An 18,841-nucleotide genomic window follows, 5' to 3' on the forward strand; every position below is an offset into this window, starting at 1 on the left:
TTCAGGAAACAGCAGTAACAGGTTGTATATATTTACAACTAGAGGTGAATACCCTCATTAACACAGAGGACTGATCATGAAGGTATTTGAAAGTACCACAAAAAAGTTTTTTCTGGCCAGCTGGGTATCTATTAACCAAACAGAGACTAGTAAAGCTCCTGTAACCCAGTTAAACCATTCCACTCCTCAATTTCAGGGTGATATTCTCCGACCCCTGCGCCAGAGGATAGAAAATATTAAAATCAATAATCGCCAACTAGCTCACCGCTTGTGCAAACTGATTCCTGCTCAATGTCCTTTTGAGCGCGATGTCAAATTATTCGGGAAAACTTTGTTTCACATCCCCCCTATGTGTAAACTCAATCCCTTGTTTGAAGAAGTAGTTGCTTTACGCTTCCGAGCGTTGTGCTACCTTGCCGACGAATGTGGTGAGGATATATCCCACTACTGTTAATACTGGATGCTAATTGTAACATCTAGACTCAAAAGTTAAGAGTTAGGAATAATTAATTATTCCTAACTCATTTCCTCAAAACCCTATTCCCTGTTCCCAATACTTCAATTTTGAATTTTTGTACTCTGCCATTTGCGGATGGCTGCTTGAGCGTCTTCGTAAACAGCTGTCACCTCTGGGATTAAAGTAGCCGTTTCAATTGCTGCTTTAATATTGCCTTTTTCGGCTCGACTCTTGGCCAGTTGTAAAATTTCCTCACTCCATTGATTAATTAATTTTTGGGCGCTGTCAAATCCTGGTTGACCCGGTGGGACTCTTCTAGCGACTTCAATGGCGCGATTATATGTTGATGCTTGTCTGGGTTTAATTAAAGCTTGGGCTGCATCTAAAACAGTTTGATTACCGATATATTGTTCAGCTTCTAATTGCCATTGGCTAATTGCTGCTTGTGCTTGAGGATAAAGGTCTTGGTCTGGAGAAACTAATTGAGCAGCAGCAATGGCATTTTTATATTGTTTTTCTTGAGCGCGATCTTCTGCCAAGTCTAGAATCATGCGAGTCCAAATTTGAATATTGTCCTGAGCTTGTTGGTAGAGTGGTTCACTGGGTTGAATTTTGCTAGCAGTGGCGATGGCCTTGGCTAAATCACCAGGTTGAGTGGCTTGCAGAGACATTTTGCCTAATTCTAAAACTGCTTGACTTCGCTTTTCAGACTCAGATTGAGCAGTAATTTGGGGGCTAGATTGGTTTTTTGATCTCAGGGTTACTGGTGATGTTTCAGGGATAGCAGTATTACTTGATGGAGGTGATATTTTTTTGACTTGTAAAAATCTGGCTTGATTGCGAAGAGCAACTACAGAAATTAAAGCCACTACCAACATAGTGCCTCCTCCCCAAAATAAAAACTGTTTCCATAAAGGGGTATTTGCCTGATGCTTAGAACCAGAAGAAACATCACCTTGCCCACGGGGGATAAACCTTTTCCCTGTAGCCATTCGGTTGTTCACCGGGTTTTTTTCCTGCTGGTACTGCTCTTTAGACAAGCTGGAAAGTGGTTGTTGTTCTAACTTGCCCATGGGTGGTATGAACTTGGATAAATTCACTGATGAGGATGTGCCAGCGAGGCTGGTTTCCACACCCAGTCCTGGCCTGTTTTGGGTCGTGGTTAATAGAGGGGGGGCTGTAATTGCAACAGCAAAACTTTCGTCAGGAAAAATAAGTTGTTCCGCAGCACTGGTGGCTATGGTGCTGGAAAGTAGTTGTTTTCCCTTTGGCAACTCAACCTGCGGCAATAATGGTTGTGGGTAAGATGGAAAAATGGTAACGGGGTTTTGTGCAGGTCGCCAGTAGTGTTGGCATAATTCTGGGGTGAGAAGACTTATATAGCTTTCTAAGTCAGTTAAGTTACTAGCTTGACGAGAACGCAAAGCCTCTAATAATGCTGCGGTGAAGAATCCGTGACCTAGTTCTCCACTTTCATGGGAGAATTGATCACATTGGCAAGAAACAATAGTGGCAATTTGCAATTCTTGGGCAAGTTCCATAATTTCTAGTCCCACAGGACTATCTGCTTGACTACCAAAAGCACGGTTAATATCAAGCAGGAGCAATGTATTAATTTGGGCTAATTGTAAACTTTGCATTAGCGATCGCATTTCTATACCAGTTTCTTCTACTAATTCCGGATTTGCTTCCACTGGCATTAAGTAATCTTTGCCCTTGTAACTCACTCCATAACCGCTAAAGAATAACCATAGATGGTCTTGTGGTTGCCAACAAGTGGCTGTCAAATCTTCCAGCAACACGAGAATATTTTGTTTGGTGGGATAGGTGGATCTCTCCCTCATAGGTGGGGAAGAATCTGTCATTAACAGACAGTGTTGCTGGCTTAAACCTCCTTCTTGCACCAAAAAATTGTTGAGCACTTCCGCATCTGCTTGAGCGCACCGTAAAGGTTGAAATAACTGATATTGATTGATGCCAATTGTAATCGCCCAGTAGTTTGCCATCCCGCTTTTTGTAGGTTGTAGTTTTTGCTGTGCGGAGAATATGATCGCTTGACTCACTGATCAGCAGTTTTTATTACAGTAAACTTAGATAATCATGCTTAGAAAGAATCAAATTACAGGTAATCAATAAGGAGTTATCGGTTTATGACCAGGAGTATTGCTCATCAACTATCATTGATCATCTCCTTTCCATTTATTGGCCAAATTGCCAAAAAGATCCGGATTTTTCCGTTAGCTGTTTTACTTTTCTCCCCCATTTCTGTGTGGACTTTAACAGAAGCCATGGCTCCCCAAATAGTTCGTGCTTATACTGCTAGAGTTGATCTGAAGATTAATCGGCTTGGAGACGAAAGCTATGAAAGTATATTGCGGAGAGCAGAAGCGGTTTCACGGGCCGCTGCTCAACGTAGCTTTGACAAAGACATATTAACTACAGATGTGTCCGTAATCGTCACTGTAGAAAGTTATGGTTCCATGGCTCCTGTTTTGGCTTTAGAAGTTAGTCGCCAGCAATGGCGCACAAGCCCCGACCCTCAACGTTGGGCTACTTACTTCAAAACAGCGCGATCGCTCCTTTTATTTGATGCGAAACCACCAATTTCGCAGAAAAATCAACCAGCCCCTATGATTGATGCAGCCGACAGTCCTGTCAATGTCACAGAAAATTCTGCTGATTCTCCGCCCCAGAAAGCAAAACAGTAGATGGTAAAAAAACTCGGAAATCCCAATTTCCAGTTTCTGCCCTCTTCAAAGTGGAATTGATGGACTAGAATAGAAAGGTTGTCAAAAATTGCGATATCCGCTACTATGGCTGTTCCTAAGAAGAAAACATCCAAATCCAAACGAGATAAACGTCGAGCCACTTGGAGACAAAAAGCTGCCGTTGAGGCTCAAAAGGCCATTTCTATGGGCAAATCAATTTTGTCTGGACGTTCTACCTTTATCTATCCCACCACTGAAGAAGAGGAAGAAGAATCATAATTACCCAGTCAGGAAAAGCCAACTTTCAGATTTACTAATACTTTTATGAATGCTGTATCTAGGCTTTTTCTGGGCTGGCGTGATCAGATTATTAATGGTGAATCTTCAGTAAAAAAAAGGGTAATGAGTAGGGTAAACCTGTTACTCATTATCCAAAAAAATTTTTTGCACTTTAGCCAATAATTCTCTTTAAAGCTGATAATTTGCCTTGATAGGGAGCATATCGCCAGTTTAAATCCAGCCAAAAGTAATTTTTTAACACGCTTTTGTAATGGGAAAAAGTGTCAAAACTAGCCTTACCATGATAATTACCAATTCCGCTATCACCCACACCACCAAAAGGCAAAGATGAGATCCCAACTTGCATAATTGTGTCATTGAGACAAACGCCACCTGATGAAGTTTGTTGTAAAACTTGTTTTTGCAAATTGTGATTTTGAGTAAATAAATATAAAGCCAGAGGTTTTGGTCGGGAGTTAATTAAAGCGATCGCTTCTGTGATATCCTTATATTCAATTATCGGCAAGATAGGACCAAAGATTTCCTCTTGCATAACTTTATCTGTTAAGGAAACATGATCCAGTAAGGTAGGGGCGATATAAAGTTCCCCAGGGTTAGTTTCTCCGCCAATAATAATCTGGCCATCTTTGAGCAAGTTAGCCAACCTGTCAAATTGTTTCTGGTTGATAATTCGGGCATAATCTGGACTATTTGCCGGATTATCTCCATAAAATTCTATCAGGCATTTTTTCATGCCATCCACTAAATCTTGTTTGATTTTTCCATTAACTAAAAGATAATCAGGAGCAATACAAGTTTGTCCAGCATTGAGAAATTTGCCCCAAACAATTCGTTTAACCGTGTGTTCTACATTAATTTCAGTATCAACAATACAAGGACTTTTCCCACCTAATTCTAAAGTAACTGGTGTCAGATGTTTAGCTGCTGCTGCCATGATGATTTTGCCAACAGCTGTACCACCAGTAAAAAAGATATGGTCGAACTTTTCTGCTAGGAGTTGTTGACTGGTTTCTACACTTCCTTCTACCACAGCAATATAATCTGGGTTAAAATACTTGCCCATGATCTCAGCTAACAAACTGGAAGTATGGGGGGCAATTTCTGAGGGTTTGAGGATTGTACAATTTCCCGCAGCTATGGAACCTACTAATGGTGAGATCATCAGTTGTAACGGATAATTCCAAGGTCCGATAATTAAAACAACTCCTAGGGGTTCTGGATAAATTTTAGCTGAGTATGGGAAAAACTTACCCGGCACTGGGGCTTTTTTAGGCTGACTCCAGGACTTGAGATGTTTGATAGCGTAATCAATTTCATTGACTACACCAATTTCTGTGGCATAACTTTCAAATTCTGGTTTGCGTAAATCAGCGTGTAATGCTTGAATAATTGGTTGTTTATTTGTAACTATTGCTTGTTTAAGAATTTTCAGGTGTTCAAGGCGAAAAGCAATATTTTTTGTTTGACCAGTCTGAAAAAAATCACGCTGCTTCCGGATAATTGCCGCCACATTGGATAACTCTTGAGTAATCATATTTCATATTTTGTTACTTATTAATAATTTTATAGCACCCTTCACGTAACTAGGTACATACTTAGCGGGCAAGATGCCCACACTACAAGACGATCATTTACATTTGTATCTCACCTGTTGAAGCAATCCTATATATTCCTACTGATTTATACTATGTTCGTTAAATCACTTATGTTTACTACAGTCATTACACTCCTCCTTGACTTATTAAGTAATCAAGCAAACCTCCACCACCAAGAAAGTAGAGACGTTCCATGGAGCGTCTCTACAATGGTACACCTAAGACACCTAAGAGATGTCTAATAATTTATGTCTGGCTTGATATCAAACCCAAGCATAGAAAGTGCCGCTCTCTAACCCCGCAGTCTGGGGACTAGTAGGCTGTGGTGTAGAGGATAATGCACCAGAACCTCCCTGTACTGCTGTTCCAGTAATAAGGTCCGCTACTTGGGCAGGAGAGAGATTAGGCGCTGCACCCATTAAAATTGCTGCTGCACCTGCAACATGAGGCGTTGCCATAGAAGTACCGCTATAACGTGCAAAGCCACCACCAGGAACTGTGGAATACACACTAACCCCTGCTGCTGTGACATAGTTGGGTACTCTTAGTCCATCACCGTTGAAATCTTGCTCACCCCCAGCGCGATTAGAGAAACCAGCAATGTCACCATTACTATTTATTGCACCTACTACTAAGCCATTTTCTGCTGCGTAAGCACCAGGATTCTCTGGGCTATCCCCCCCTGAATTGCCAGCAGCCATAACAACCAATGAACCTCTAGAGGTGGCATACTGGATGGCGCTGTTGATTGTTGGATTTACCCCACCGCCTCCGAGGGACATATTAATCACATGAGCGCCGTTGTCTACGGCATAGCGGATACCAGCAGCAATATCTGTAATATAACCTGACCCATCATCACCAAGTACCTTGACTGCCATAATTTTGGCATCCGGGGCTACACCAGAGATGCCAATGTTATTGGCTTCAGCAGCAATAGTGCCGGCTACATGAGTACCGTGACCTTGCACATCATTGGGGTTGTTGTCCCGATTGGCAAAGTCCCAGCCACGGACATCATCAATATAGCCGTTGCGGTCATCATCAATACCATTTCCAGCAATTTCGTCGGTATTGATCCAGATATTATCATTGAGGTCTGAGTGAGTCCAATCTACACCAGTATCTAGCACAGCCACCACTGTACCTTGCCCTCTGTAGCCCATAGCCCATGCTTCAGGGGCACCAATACGATCGAGACCCCAGCTGTTACCTCCTAAATCACTGACCCTTGGTACATTTACACCTAGTAGTTGCGCTAAGGCTAAATCTACTCTGGTTTCGCCGTAGCCAGTGATCTCACTGTAATCCGTAGATCGGAGGCTAGAAGAAAGGGTGTATGTACCTGTGAAGGAATCATTATACGAGCCGGCTGAAAGGTAGTATGTTCCCGATGTATTTGATCTGAAGATAATCTGAGAATCACGAGAGCTGTTGGCATCGTCATTGTAGGCTATGACGTTCCCGTTGCTATCCAACAGACGCAGATAGGTATCACTGAGGGTGTTGCCATTCAGGTTAAAATGATAGACAGATCCTTGTTGTAGGTCAATGGCAAACCAATCGCGATCGCCTTCGGTTTCTAAGTTCCCTGTTATGGACCCATCGACATTAACACGTCCTCTCGTGGTAGTGTTATTAGCATAGTCGTCTTGGGGAGCAACGGAAAGGACGGTAGAAGAAAGGGTGTATGTACCTCTGTACCAATCGGAGAAAGAGCCGGCAGAGAGGTAGTATGTTCCTGATGTATTTGCTCTGAAGACAATCTGAGAATTATAGGAGCCGTTAGCATCGTCATTCTCGGTAACTAAGTTGCCGTTGCTATCCAACAGGCGCAGATAGGTATCACTGAGGGTGTTGCCATTCAGGTTAAACTGATATTCAGTCCCCGCTTGTAGTTCAACCCGAAACCAATCGCGATCGCCTCTTGTTTCTAAGTTCCCTGTTATAGACCCATCCACATTGAGACGGCCTGTGGTGGTGGTGTTATTAGCATAGTCGTCGGAAAGGACAGTAGAAGAAAGGGTGTATGTACCTCTGTACCAATCGTAGAAAGAGCCGGCAGAGAGGTAGAATGTCCCTGATGTGTTGGCAGTGAAGACAATCTGAGAATTACGGGAGCCGTTAGCATCGTCATTGTATGTGACTAAGTTACCGTTGCTATCCAACAGACGCAGATAGGTATCACTGAGGGTGTTGCCATTCAGGTTAAACTGATATTCAGTCCCTGCTTGTAGTTCAACCCGAAACCAATCGCGATCGCCTCTTGTCTCTAAGTTCCCCGTTATAGACCCTCCCACATTGAGACGGCCTGTGGTGGTGGTGTTATTAGCATAATCATCTATTGTCATGGAAAGAACTCCTAATTTAAAAAAATTTTTCCAGTTGGCAAATTCCTAACTGTTTCCCAGATAAATTTGGGGGTTGAAGTCACCACGAGATAGTTTGAGCTATTCGCAGTTCTTGGGATATTGGTTAATACGCTGCTGGTTCAAGGTTGACTTCAAGAATGTTCCCTAACCAACCACGAACCACTTACTTACTTGATCAAGACGAATTAGCATCTTTTCTGTTTGATGCAGTGGCACTTTTAACTAACTGCCTGAATGTAAACTTAATGCAGCATCTATCACACTTACTCAATTTAACATAGAAAAAGTGATTTAAATGGTACAGACAACTTCTTATTACAATCTTTTCAAGATTGACATAATTGACCGAGAAAACCCTTAAATTGCAACCAGGGGCTAATTTATTTCCGGTTTGCTATTGCTTATTACTACAAACTTTGCGTATAAATCAGTAACATAAGTATGATTTTAAAGTAATTGATAAGCTCTTAATCAGCTAAATCCAATCATTTGTACTTGATCAATACTTGATCAATATAGGTAGTGCCGGCATCTTCCCTAGGGTTATACAAATTAAATCTCGACTTTAGACTAAAAGCACATAAAAAACCCCCAGATGTTCCTGGGGGGTGGGGTATTTGCTAAGAAACTATGAACTAAAACAAAAAATATCTTTGTGCCATTGGCAAAACAGTTGCAGGTTGACAAATCAGCAATTCACCATCAGCCCTAACTTCATAGGTTTCTGGATCTACTTCAATGTGAGGTAGAGCGTCATTTAGCTTCATATCTCCTTTACTTATTTGGCGTGTCCCGGAAACCGCCACAGTAGATTTGCGTAATCCCAACTGGCGGGGAACTTCCCTTTCTAAAGCGGCTTGAGAAACAAAAGTTAAAGATGTAGCGTGACGCGCCCCGGCAAAACTGCCAAACATGGGTCGGGTATGCACAGGTTGAGGTGTGGGAATACTAGCATTACCATCGCCCATCTGTGACCAAGCAATCATGCCACCTTTAATCACAATTTCTGGTTTGACACCAAAAAATGCCGGTCGCCACAAACATAAATCTGCTAGTTTCCCTTCTTCCACTGAACCCACATATTTAGCAATTCCATGTGTAATAGCTGGGTTAATTGTGTATTTAGCAACATATCTTTTTACACGGTTATTATCTGCTAGTTCCTCTCCGGGAAGGCTTCCCCGTTGTACTTTCATTTTATGGGAGGTTTGCCAAGTGCGAATTATCACTTCTCCCACTCGCCCCATGGCTTGGGAATCAGAAGCAATCATACTAAATGCCCCTAAGTCGTGCAGAATATCTTCAGCAGCGATGGTTTCTCGACGAATGCGAGACTCGGCAAAGGCCACATCTTCGGGAATGTTGGCATCCAGGTGATGGCACACCATCAACATATCTAAGTGTTCTTCTAAAGTGTTGATGGTGTAAGGGCGTGTGGGATTAGTGGAAGATGGTAAAACGTTGCTTTGCCCACAAACTTTGATAATATCTGGTGCGTGTCCACCCCCTGCGCCTTCGGTGTGGTAGGTGTGGATGGCGCGATGCTTAAAGGCGGCTATGGTATCTTCTACAAATCCGGCTTCGTTTAAGGTGTCAGTATGAATTGCTACTTGGACATCATACTCATCAGCAACAGTGAGACAAGTATCAATGGTGGCTGGGGTAGTTCCCCAGTCCTCATGTAGCTTCAACCCCATGGCACCGGCTAAGACTTGTTCTACAATTCCTTTGGGTTGGCTGGTATTACCTTTACCTAAAAAACCTAAGTTAACAGGGAAAGCGTCAGCAGCTTGTAACATCCGGTATAGGTTCCAAGGTCCTGGGGTGCAGGTGGTGGCGTTTGTGCCGGTGGCAGGTCCAGTACCACCGCCAATCATGGTAGTAATACCGGAGGCGATGGCTACTTCTATTTGTTGGGGGCAAATAAAATGAATGTGGCTATCAATACCGCCTGCTGTGAGAATCATGCCTTCCCCGGCTAGGGCTTCTGTACCCGGTCCAATAATAATATCTATATTGTCTTGAATGTAGGGATTGCCGGCTTTACCGATTTTGAAAATTTTGCCGTCTTTAATGCCTATATCTGCCTTAACAATACCCCACCAGTCTAGTATTAAGGCGTTAGTAATTACTAAGTCTACTGCTCCATCGGCGTTGGCAATGGGGGATTGTCCCATTCCATCTCTGATAACTTTACCCCCGCCAAATTTCACTTCGTCGCCATAAGTGGTGAAGTCTTGTTCAACTTGTATAAATAATTCTGTGTCTGCTAATCGGATGCGATCGCCCACTGTGGGACCGTAGGTTTCTGCGTAGGCTTGACGAGAGATTCTGTAAGGCATGATAGGATTTTTTGGGTTGAGGTTATAATAAGAGGAGTTTAGATATGGCCATTAACTTTATTGTTAAAGCCGTAAACTTGCCGACTACCAACTAAAGGTACTAAAGTAATTTCTTTTATATCCCCTGGTTCAAACCTCACTGCTGTTCCTGCGGGAATATCAAGGCGCATTCCCCGTGCTTGTTCTCGAGGAAAACTCAATGCTGCATTCACTTCATAAAAGTGAAAATGTGAACCAACTTGAATGGGGCGATCGCCTGTATTGCCAACTTGTAATTTTATAGTAGGACGATTGGCGTTTAACTCTATTTCACCATCTGGCGTGATAATCTGTCCTGGAATCATAACATAATTTTCCTTATTTACCTGATTTATAAATTTGGCAAATTTTGCAAAAATTCTACAAATGGTTTGAAAGCTTGAGGACATAATTCGGCAATATCCTCATATCTAGCACTTTGTAATATGTTTGGTGCATCTACAGTACCTTTATATTTTTTGCCACATTTCTTAAAAATTTGCTCTACAATTCTTCTCGGTGGCTCATGATGATTTTGTTCTTCAACTGGTCTTGTCCATTTTATGGGTAAAGGATTAACACTAAGTAGGTTTGTTAATTGTGATTCCGCCGCTAAAATTAATGTTTCCAAATCATGTTTAAAGCAAAAAACTCTAAACCTTTCTCTTAACCTAACATCATTTATGTTTTTAGACTTTAATACTTTATCAAACTCATTTAATATCCCATTTTCCATTTCTTGAATTGTTTCATGCTCAAAGCCTTTGTTCTTGGGATATAAATCCGGCATGACTACCACAATTGAATCTGGCTGATTGCAGATAATGTTGACTGCTTTGGTGGGTGTCTTTGTTAGTAACTCTATTTTAGCATCTCCTCCTCTCTCATTATTATTTCCCTTAACTGCAAAAAATCTGATGATAATACCCTGTTGAATTTTCTGATCGATTAAAGTTTTTAATAGTGCTTCCATTGCTAGTTTATCAGATGTGCCTTCTACATAAATTTCAACTTTCATGGTAGCCTCTCTAATTCATCACTACGGTGTAGCTGTTCTATTTCATCTGAACCAAAATCATCTAGCATATCAATTAAAACTTGTGAATTTCCAGGTTTAATAAACTTTGCTTCTCCATTTTCTTTTCTAATTACAGCAATTTGAGAAATATCGAACTGTGTCAGAAAGTAAGAAGCATGAGTAGCTAAGATAATTTGAGTACGTTCAGAAGCTTTTTCAAATAAAGCTGCAAGAACAGGTAGTGTCCGAGGATGTACACCTTGATCTGGTTCATCAATACAAATTAAAGATGGTGGATTTGGCTGTACACAAAGGCAAATCCAACCAATTAAACGCAAAATTCCATCTGATAAGTCAGCGAGACTTAAATCTTGATCAATTCCGGATTCCTGCCAAAAAGCTATGACTTCTCCTGGTCCACCACGAGCTTTGACTGTTAAACCTTTAAAACCGGGAATTACCGAACGTAAGTGTTGTTGTAGTTGCTCAAACTCTGGTCTATGTTCAGTCATTAAATAATGTATCACTGAACTTAAGTTACCTGCATCTTCGCGTAATACTGGTTCTTGTTCTAGGGGAACTGATTTACGAATTTTATCATTTGCTATGTTGAAGGAACTATAAAACCTCCAATTACGAATATATTCACGTAAGTTATATAATGCTTCCAGCGATGGATTGGTCATTGCACTCAGCGTTAGTTGATTATGACGCTTTAAAGCAATATCTTGTTCTATGTCTGGTTCTATTTTGACTCGTGTAAATCCAGTTTCTCCAGGTTCTCGAATCACACCTTTATTCCCTTGAATATTCATATATATGTATGGATTAGGGTATTGATCACTAAAAGGTTGAGAAGACTCTACACGCTCATAGGATACTTGAGTTCGACCAACCGGACCCATAAGTTCCCCTAAATATCTCATACCCACAGGATGATCTGTAGCAATTTCTATATTCCATTGAAACTTTTCCGGACCAGGAATATGAAAAATCTGTTGACCAATAGAACCAGTAACTATTTCAGGTGGTATATCTTGATAAAGACTATCTCGTAAAAATTTGAGGAATTCAAACAAACTTGATTTTCCAGCACCATTAGCGCCAACAATAATTTCTAGAGGTTGTAATGGCGCTGTAAAATCTCTAAAAGGTCGATAACCTTGAATATTTACCTCAGTCAATCTATATGACGATAGCATTTTTTCCCTCCATTTGACTGACCTTCTCTTTCTTCTATATTAAGTTGTGTTTTCCTAACGAATAGGATTATGCACAGTTACCAGTTTTGTACCATCAGGAAAAGTTGCTTCTACCTGGACCTCATGGACCATTTCTGGTATACCAGGCATCACATCATCTCTTGTTAACAAGGTTGTGCCATAACTCATCAAATCTGCCACTGTTTGCCCATCTCTTGCACCTTCCAAAATAGCTGCGGAAATATAGGCGACAGCTTCGGGATAGTTTAACTTCAGACCCCTATTTTTACGTCTTTCCGCCAACAAAGCAGCAGTAAAAATCAATAACTTATCTTTTTCCTGTGGTGTCAGTTGCATTTTTTGCTCCTCTGTTTTCTCTGCGCCGGTTAGCTTAAACCTGCCATACTCTGGGGATACAGCCACTACGATGTAAAAAAGATCCTCGCAGCAACTCCCACACAGTTATAAACCAGTTTCTCACCTCAGATGTAGAAGAACCACGATATCGACACAAAAATCCATTTTGTAACCGAGTAACCCCAACTTCTCCAGAACCATGCCATAAGTTTCGGGCTTTGTCCAAAATTTCCCTAGAAACTGGACTTCCCACCCACACCAGACTACCTGCTATTGGTTGTCCAGCCAAACCATGAGGACTGTGGAACACTTCCTGGTTACCCGGTAACCATTGGCGATCAATCCACAAGGGAACGCCTTGCTGCCAAATTTCCGTGTGCGATCGCCATTCTCCTTGTAAAAATTTTTCTCCTCTGGCAGTGCGACCAAATCGGGTAATTTCCCAACTTAACCAACTGGCTCCGGGTGCTAATTCTACCAGCAAATCTTGGCGATAAACTGCCCCATTAAACAAAATTGTTTCTTGGGGTAGCCACTCTAAACAACCACCAGTATCAATTTTAATCTCAATATTTTGCCTGGCTTGTAATCCATTGCTGCGGTATATTTTACTGGCTGCGGCTGTGGTAATTAAAGCCTGTGCATTGTTTTGCAAGTGGAGGTGATAAGACAGGCGATCGCCTCCCACTACTCCCCCGGCAGTATGTAATATCACACTATGACAAATTTTTTCACCCTCTGGATAAAAAGGCCGTTGTACTTTCAGGGGTGCTTGATGGTGACTGTGAATTAACTCTGTACTCTTGAGTCCATGGGCATAAACTAAATTTAGTTTGCCATGCCAAGTTTTATCTATTGGACTGTTGACAATCATTACAAATGTCCTTGAACACAATTGATAGCGATAAGTTATCGTAATACATTGTTGATTTGCCACCTTAAAAAATTTTGCTACTTCTAAAAAGTCTCCATACAGAAAACAGCCGCCTCCACGAGAGAAGCAGCTGTTTTTTAACTTATGTGACTACAGAATATTAGTAGTCGAAGTCACCGCCACCCATGCCAGCACCAGCAGCAGGGGCAGCATCTTTAGGCTCAGGCTTGTCAACGATAATACATTCGGTTGTCAACACCATACCAGCGATAGAAGCGGCGTTTTGCAGAGCAGAACGAGTTACTTTGGCAGGGTCAACAATACCAGCGCCTAATAAATCAACGAATTCGTTGGTAGCAGCGTTATAGCCAACGTTGAATTCTTTTTCTTTCACACGTTCAGCAATAACAGCACCGTTTTGACCAGCGTTTTCAGCAATTCTCTTTAGAGGCGCAGGTAAAGCACGGACAACAATCATAGCACCAATCAACTCTTCGCCTGTGAGGTTGGTGTTTGCCCACCCTTCCAGTCCAGGAGCGAGGTGAGCTAGAGTTGTACCACCACCAGGAACGATACCTTCTTCTACAGCAGCTTTGGTGGCGTTGATTGCGTCTTCTAGGCGTAGCTTTTTATCTTTCATTTCGGTTTCGGTAGCTGCACCTACTTTCACTACAGCTACACCACCGGAAAGTTTAGCCAGACGTTCTTGCAGCTTCTCTTTGTCGTAAGAAGATTCGGTTTCATCCATCTGACGACGGATTTGTTCGCAACGGGCTTTAACCGCAGTTTCGTTACCTTCGGCAACAATTGTGGTGTTGTCCTTGGTAATGGTGACACGGCGAGATCTACCCAGGCTTTCTAGTTTGGTGTTTTCTAGCTTCAGACCCGCATCTTCAGTAATCAATTGACCACCGGTAAGAACAGCGATATCTTCTAGCATGGCTTTGCGGCGATCGCCAAAACCAGGAGCTTTGACAGCAGCAACATTGAGTACACCACGCAAGCGGTTAACTACTAAGGTTGCTAAAGCTTCTTTTTCGATATCTTCGGCGATAATCACCAAAGGACGACCAGCGCGAGCTACTTGCTCTAAAACCGGCACGAGGTCTTGTACTAAAGCAATTTTCTTATCGGTTAGCAGCAAGAAAGGCTCATCAAAAACTGCCTCCATGCGTTCAGCATCGGTAGCGAAGTAAGGAGAGATGTAGCCTTTGTCAAAGCGCATCCCTTCGGTAATTTCTAGCTCGGTGGTCATAGATTTCCCTTCTTCTAGGGAAATTACCCCTTCCTTGCCTACCTTGTCCATTGCTTGGGCAATCATCTGACCGACTTCATCGTCGTTACCAGCTGAAATGGAAGCAACTTGGGCAATTGATTTAGAATCTTCTACTGGACGAGCGTGTTCAGCGATTTTCCCAACCAAGAAGCCAGTAGCTTTGTCAATACCGCGCTTCAGCAAAATTGCATTGGCACCGGCAGCAACGTTGCGTAAACCTTCTTTGACCATGGCATGAGCCAAAACAGTGGCGGTTGTGGTACCATCGCCAGCAGCGTCGTTGGTCTTGGAAGCAGCTTGACGAATCAAAGCTACACCAGTGTTTTCAATGTGGTCTTCTAATTCGATTTCTTTGGCAATGGTTACACCGTCATTCACAATTTGAGGTGCGCCAAATTTCTTTTCTAGGACTACGTTACGGCCTTTGGGTCCAAGGGTAACAGCTACGGCCTCAGCTAAGATGTCGATGCCTCGCTCCAAGGCGCGACGGGCGTTTTCGTTGTAGATAATACGTTTTGCCATAGGTGTCTCAATTCCGGGAGTAAGTCAAAGAATTTGGATTTTAGAATTGGGGGGTTAGGCTTTAGGCTTCCCCATGGTTGTGTACAGACACGAGCAATCGCGTCTCTACCCATTGCCCATTAGCTGACAACTGCTAAAATGTCCTTTTCAGACAGCAGTACATATTCTTCTGTGCCCAGCTTGATGTCAGTGCCAGCGTACTTAGAGTACAGCACCTTATCGCCGACCTTAATGTCTAACTCTTGACGGCTACCGTCATCATTACGCTTGCCAGGTCCAAGTGCGACAACTTCGCCTACTTGGGGTTTTTCCTGAGCATTGTCAGGTAGGAACAATCCACCTGCGGTTTTTTCTTCCGGGGCGCTCACTTTTACGAAAACGCGATCGCCTAGGGGTTTTACTGTAGAAACGCTTAAAGTTACAGCTGCCATGTTTATTTCTCCAGAGTTAGCACTCTCAACTCCTGAGTGCTAATGTACCCAAAAGCAGCATACAATGGCAATAATTAGTTGAGTACGGGTTCCCGCACAAGACTAGGGCTGAATTACCTAAGTACAAATACTCGATTATTTGAATAGGTCAGATTTTGGTCAATCAGTGACGAATATTCTGATATGGCTAAATTTATGTGCCGAGGCGGAAAGCTGATAAATTCTGTACAAAACAAGTTAGTCTGGTGTTTGGGGGATGACAAAAACAAGGCCAATTCAAGAGCTAACACTTGAACAGCCTCAAAACCATTTCCCATTTGTCTGCTTCAAACTCCAGTTAACTGCTTGCGAGTTTTTTGTTCTAGACCGATAATGGTATTCTACCCAGATGGTGCCTGGTGTTGCCCAGCAAAACCAGAAGTTATTGAGCAAATCATCCCAAAACACTTGATAGGCATAATGGTGGTGGAAGAATGTGCATTTTTAACCCATCTTTTGCCGATGATTCCCCTACTTGCTTGTAAGTACTTTGATAGAGGGTAGACATCCGCAGGATATGGTAAAGCAGTAAGGCTATGAGAGCGCGGGTTGTTTTGAAGTTAGGGTGATCTTGAGCCAACACTTACCTGGTGAATGGGAAGGATAATGATTTAATCAGTGTTTTTTTCACCCGCGACCTTCAAAGCGATCTATAATAACGCATTATCAATACTACTGCTCTACGTATCCTCACCGGAAGTTTGCCCATGAGCTAGTCGTCTCCACCAAAAGTGTCACCACTGACTGTGATCACTACTGTTGAGACATCGAGACAGCAAAGGCAAGTTAAGTAGACAGAAAGGACAGACAACATCTCAATGATCCACCACAAAGGATAACCACTTAAAACCTTGATGGAACGAAGCGCGACAAGTGCCACTGCTATGAAAGAGCCCAGCATGAAAGATCACAAAAGACTTCTACTAATTGATGACGACCCTAACCTCATCTTGCTGGTGAAGGATTACCTGGAATTCAGAGGCTATGAAGTCAACACTGCCGAAAACGGACGAGAAGCTCTGGAAATGCTTGAACAAGAGATTCCAGATATGATCATCTGTGACGTTATGATGCCGGAAATGGACGGATATACTTTTGTAGAACAAATCCGACAAATTGAACGCACCGCTTGGATTCCGGTACTTTTCCTCTCCGCCAAGGGACAAAGTGCAGATCGAGTTAAAGGTCTGAATAAAGGCGCTGACGTATATATGGTCAAGCCCTTTGAACCAGAAGAACTGGTAGCACAAGTAGAATCTTCACTGAAGCAAACTACCCGTTGGAAAGAGCATCAAGCTAAAGGAGGAGAAAACGGTTCCCGCATTCAGGTTCCTTTCGATGTACAGTTGACCCCCACGGAACTGAAAGTAGTACAGTTTGTTGCTAGGGGTTTAGCTAATCGAGAAATTGCTGAAGAATTAAATGTTAGTCAGCGTACAGTTGAAAGCCATGTGTCCAATATGTTGGGCAAAACAAATCTCCACAACCGCACTGAACTAGCGCGTTGGGCGATTGAAAATCAAATGGCTTAAACCTGCTGCTGATTTGTCAAGTTTTGAGTTTTGAGCTATTCTGTCCTAACTCAAAACTCAAGCTGGTGATGATATTTTGACTTCAGATGGAAAACTAATAGATTATGAATTGTGAAGCTAAATTTAGATTTTTTTAATTCAAACTTCACAATTCATAGTTTATGATACATTCCTTTTCTGCTATCTTCCAACCCGGATATCACCTAAAAATATGACTACATTCCCCACCTAAATTTTAGGCTTCCGTAAATGAAATTAACTCAATGGGTCTTCAGTGGAAAGTTGGTATTAAGCCCCACATGAATTACATGAGCAGGAATACAGATCAAAATAATACACTACTAAAACTCGGCGTTTTGTGGTGTGCGGGGGAACGGGATCACATCGCGGATATTTCCCATCCCGGTCATAAATTGGACTAGTCTTTCAAAGCCTAAACCAAAACCAGCATGGGGAACCGTACCATAACGGCGTAAGTCAACATACCACCATAAATCTTTTGGTTCCATTCCTTGGGCTAAAATACGGCGTTCTAAAACTTCTAGGCGTTCTTCTCTTTGGGAACCACCAATAATTTCGCCAATTTTAGGCACAAGAATATCCATGGCGCGAACAGTTTGTTCGTCTTCATTTAAGCGCATATAAAAGGCTTTGATTTGCGCGGGATAGTCTGTGACAATTACGGGTTTTTTAAACAGGTTTTCTGCTAGATAACGTTCATGTTCGGATTGTAAATCTAACCCCCAACTAACTGGGTATTCAAATTTAACGTCGGCTTTTTCTAATAATTTGATGGCTTCTGTGTAAGTCAAGCGTTCAAATTGATTATTAATAATATTCTCGGCTGTTGCCAATACAGTATTATCAATACGGAGGTTAAAAAATTCCATGTCTTCTGGGCATTTTTCTAACACATTTTTAAATATATGTTTGAGAAATGCTTCGGCTAAATCCATATTACCGTTTAGGTCACAAAATGCCATTTCTGGCTCCACCATCCAAAATTCCGCCAGGTGGCGGGAGGTGTTAGAATTTTCTGCACGGAAGGTAGGACCAAAGGTGTAGACGTTAGAAAATGCCATGGCCATGACTTCTGCTTCTAACTGACCGCTAACTGTTAAGTATGTAGGTTTACCAAAAAAATCTTGGCTGTAATCCACAGGTTGATTTTCTGTGCGGGGAATGTTTTTTAGGTCGAGACTGGTAACGCTGAATAATTCGCCCGCGCCTTCGCAGTCGTTAGCTGTGATTACAGGTGTATGTACCCACAAAAAGCCCCTTTCTTGGAAAAATTCGTGAACGGCGGTGGAACAAGCGTTTCTCACCCGGAAGACCGCACTCAAAGAATTAGTCCGCGATCGCAAATGTCCTATTGTGCGTAAAAATTCAAAGGAGTGGCGTTTCTTTTGTAGAGGATAGGTTTCGGGATCGGCTTCACCGTAGACTTTCACTGCTTCGGCTTTTAATTCAATGCGCTGTCCTTTACCTTGAGAAGCCACTAATACCCCTGTCACTTCCACAGATGCCCCTGTATTCAGCTTTTTAATGGTTTCTTCGTAGTCTGGCAAATCTTGATTGATCACGACTTGCAAATTAGCTAATGATGAGCCGTCATTGACTTCTATAAAAGCAAAGCCTTTTAAATCGCGTTTCGTTCTCACCCAGCCTTGAACTACAAGAGAATCATCAGGTTGACCACTCCGCAATACTTCTGCAATTCGTCGATTCATACTATATAACTTTTCTTTTGTCAACTTAGATCACACAGATATTAAGCAATATTAACATTTAATTTCAG

17 protein-coding genes are annotated in these 18,841 nt (G+C 42.2%); 4 read left to right on the top strand and 13 right to left on the bottom strand.

Annotated elements, in window-relative coordinates; translation table 11 throughout:
• Positions 1-76 precede the first annotated feature (76 nt).
• On the top strand, positions 77-454 hold the full coding sequence (locus NWP17_RS12090) for a Mo-dependent nitrogenase C-terminal domain-containing protein (protein ID WP_280655158.1): 378 nt from the start codon (positions 77-79) through the stop codon (positions 452-454).
• A 104-nt stretch (positions 455-558) separates the two neighbouring features.
• Here the strand turns inward: NWP17_RS12090 and NWP17_RS12095 are convergent, their stop codons facing one another.
• A complete protein-coding gene (locus NWP17_RS12095; RefSeq protein WP_280655159.1) occupies positions 559-2,463 on the bottom strand; it encodes a caspase family protein in 1,905 nt (634 codons plus the stop codon).
• Positions 2,464-2,607: 144 nt separating this feature from the next.
• Between NWP17_RS12095 and NWP17_RS12100 the strand changes: the two genes are divergently transcribed.
• Both NWP17_RS12100 and rpmF read left to right on the top strand, forming a co-directional pair.
• Entirely contained in the window at positions 2,608-3,165 is a 558-nt protein-coding gene (locus NWP17_RS12100; RefSeq protein ID WP_280655160.1) for a hypothetical protein, read from the top strand.
• A gap of 105 nt (positions 3,166-3,270) precedes the next feature.
• Positions 3,271-3,444, top strand: a complete 174-nt coding sequence (rpmF, locus tag NWP17_RS12105) for a 50S ribosomal protein L32 (protein ID WP_280655161.1) — start codon at positions 3,271-3,273, stop codon at positions 3,442-3,444.
• 172 nt (positions 3,445-3,616) lie between these two features.
• On the opposite strand, the gene NWP17_RS12110 is transcribed toward rpmF, so the two are convergent.
• From NWP17_RS12110 to NWP17_RS12160, 11 genes are all read right to left on the bottom strand, one after another.
• Positions 3,617-4,999 carry an aldehyde dehydrogenase gene (locus NWP17_RS12110; RefSeq protein ID WP_280655162.1) on the bottom strand — a complete coding sequence of 461 codons (1,383 nt, stop codon included), beginning with the start codon at positions 4,997-4,999 and terminating at the stop codon, positions 3,617-3,619.
• Positions 5,000-5,323: 324 nt separating this feature from the next.
• Positions 5,324-7,411 carry a S8 family serine peptidase gene (locus NWP17_RS12115; protein ID WP_280655163.1) on the bottom strand — a complete coding sequence of 696 codons (2,088 nt, stop codon included), beginning with the start codon at positions 7,409-7,411 and terminating at the stop codon, positions 5,324-5,326.
• Between the two features lie 656 nt (positions 7,412-8,067).
• Positions 8,068-9,774 (bottom strand): urease subunit alpha, encoded by a 1,707-nt coding sequence (ureC, locus tag NWP17_RS12120; protein WP_280655164.1) that lies wholly within the window; start codon positions 9,772-9,774, stop codon positions 8,068-8,070.
• Between the two features lie 38 nt (positions 9,775-9,812).
• Positions 9,813-10,118: an urease subunit beta gene (locus NWP17_RS12125; protein WP_280655165.1), complete on the bottom strand. Its 306-nt coding sequence runs from the start codon at positions 10,116-10,118 to the stop codon at positions 9,813-9,815.
• A gap of 26 nt (positions 10,119-10,144) precedes the next feature.
• The gene (locus NWP17_RS12130) at positions 10,145-10,810 is read right to left on the bottom strand and encodes a DUF4276 family protein (RefSeq protein WP_280655166.1); all 666 of its coding nucleotides are present in this window, start codon (positions 10,808-10,810) and stop codon (positions 10,145-10,147) included.
• Entirely contained in the window at positions 10,807-12,012 is a 1,206-nt protein-coding gene (locus NWP17_RS12135; RefSeq protein ID WP_280655167.1) for an AAA family ATPase, read from the bottom strand. The genes NWP17_RS12130 and NWP17_RS12135 overlap by 4 nt, the downstream gene beginning before the upstream one ends.
• A gap of 54 nt (positions 12,013-12,066) precedes the next feature.
• A complete protein-coding gene (gene ureA, locus NWP17_RS12140; RefSeq protein WP_280655168.1) occupies positions 12,067-12,369 on the bottom strand; it encodes an urease subunit gamma in 303 nt (100 codons plus the stop codon).
• A 34-nt stretch (positions 12,370-12,403) separates the two neighbouring features.
• A complete protein-coding gene (locus NWP17_RS12145; RefSeq protein ID WP_280655169.1) occupies positions 12,404-13,243 on the bottom strand; it encodes an urease accessory protein UreD in 840 nt (279 codons plus the stop codon).
• A 160-nt stretch (positions 13,244-13,403) separates the two neighbouring features.
• A complete protein-coding gene (gene groL / locus NWP17_RS12150; protein ID WP_280655170.1) occupies positions 13,404-15,041 on the bottom strand; it encodes a chaperonin GroEL in 1,638 nt (545 codons plus the stop codon).
• Between the two features lie 119 nt (positions 15,042-15,160).
• Positions 15,161-15,472 carry a co-chaperone GroES gene (gene groES / locus NWP17_RS12155; protein WP_280655171.1) on the bottom strand — a complete coding sequence of 104 codons (312 nt, stop codon included), beginning with the start codon at positions 15,470-15,472 and terminating at the stop codon, positions 15,161-15,163.
• A gap of 433 nt (positions 15,473-15,905) precedes the next feature.
• Positions 15,906-16,091, bottom strand: a complete 186-nt coding sequence (locus NWP17_RS12160) for a hypothetical protein (RefSeq protein ID WP_280655172.1) — start codon at positions 16,089-16,091, stop codon at positions 15,906-15,908.
• A gap of 274 nt (positions 16,092-16,365) precedes the next feature.
• On the opposite strand from NWP17_RS12160, the gene NWP17_RS12165 reads away from it, so the two are divergent.
• Complete coding sequence (locus tag NWP17_RS12165; protein ID WP_280655189.1) at positions 16,366-17,043, top strand: response regulator transcription factor; 678 nt, start codon at positions 16,366-16,368, stop codon at positions 17,041-17,043.
• Positions 17,044-17,384: 341 nt separating this feature from the next.
• On the opposite strand, the gene asnS is transcribed toward NWP17_RS12165, so the two are convergent.
• Positions 17,385-18,773 (bottom strand): asparagine--tRNA ligase, encoded by a 1,389-nt coding sequence (asnS, locus tag NWP17_RS12170; RefSeq protein WP_280655173.1) that lies wholly within the window; start codon positions 18,771-18,773, stop codon positions 17,385-17,387.
• Positions 18,774-18,841: the final 68 nt, after the last annotated feature.

The sequence above is a fragment of the Chrysosporum bergii ANA360D genome (genome assembly GCF_029891735.1).
Lineage (GTDB): Bacteria > Cyanobacteriota > Cyanobacteriia > Cyanobacteriales > Nostocaceae > Umezakia > Umezakia bergii.

Excerpts from the sequence above, each read along its gene's own strand:
- NWP17_RS12090 (WP_280655158.1), top strand. The coding sequence starts at position 77 with ATGAAGGTATTTGAAAGTACCACAAAAAAGTTTTTTCTGGCCAGCTGG.
- NWP17_RS12095 (WP_280655159.1), bottom strand. The coding sequence starts at position 2,463 with ATGGCAAACTACTGGGCGATTACAATTGGCATCAATCAATATCAGTTA.
- NWP17_RS12100 (WP_280655160.1), top strand. The coding sequence starts at position 2,608 with ATGACCAGGAGTATTGCTCATCAACTATCATTGATCATCTCCTTTCCA.
- rpmF (WP_280655161.1), top strand. The coding sequence starts at position 3,271 with ATGGCTGTTCCTAAGAAGAAAACATCCAAATCCAAACGAGATAAACGT.
- NWP17_RS12110 (WP_280655162.1), bottom strand. The coding sequence starts at position 4,999 with ATGATTACTCAAGAGTTATCCAATGTGGCGGCAATTATCCGGAAGCAG.
- NWP17_RS12115 (WP_280655163.1), bottom strand. The coding sequence starts at position 7,411 with ATGACAATAGATGATTATGCTAATAACACCACCACCACAGGCCGTCTC.
- ureC (WP_280655164.1), bottom strand. The coding sequence starts at position 9,774 with ATGCCTTACAGAATCTCTCGTCAAGCCTACGCAGAAACCTACGGTCCC.
- NWP17_RS12125 (WP_280655165.1), bottom strand. The coding sequence starts at position 10,118 with ATGATTCCAGGACAGATTATCACGCCAGATGGTGAAATAGAGTTAAAC.
- NWP17_RS12130 (WP_280655166.1), bottom strand. The coding sequence starts at position 10,810 with ATGAAAGTTGAAATTTATGTAGAAGGCACATCTGATAAACTAGCAATG.
- NWP17_RS12135 (WP_280655167.1), bottom strand. The coding sequence starts at position 12,012 with ATGCTATCGTCATATAGATTGACTGAGGTAAATATTCAAGGTTATCGA.
- ureA (WP_280655168.1), bottom strand. The coding sequence starts at position 12,369 with ATGCAACTGACACCACAGGAAAAAGATAAGTTATTGATTTTTACTGCT.
- NWP17_RS12145 (WP_280655169.1), bottom strand. The coding sequence starts at position 13,243 with ATGATTGTCAACAGTCCAATAGATAAAACTTGGCATGGCAAACTAAAT.
- groL (WP_280655170.1), bottom strand. The coding sequence starts at position 15,041 with ATGGCAAAACGTATTATCTACAACGAAAACGCCCGTCGCGCCTTGGAG.
- groES (WP_280655171.1), bottom strand. The coding sequence starts at position 15,472 with ATGGCAGCTGTAACTTTAAGCGTTTCTACAGTAAAACCCCTAGGCGAT.
- NWP17_RS12165 (WP_280655189.1), top strand. The coding sequence starts at position 16,366 with ATGGAACGAAGCGCGACAAGTGCCACTGCTATGAAAGAGCCCAGCATG.
- asnS (WP_280655173.1), bottom strand. The coding sequence starts at position 18,773 with ATGAATCGACGAATTGCAGAAGTATTGCGGAGTGGTCAACCTGATGAT.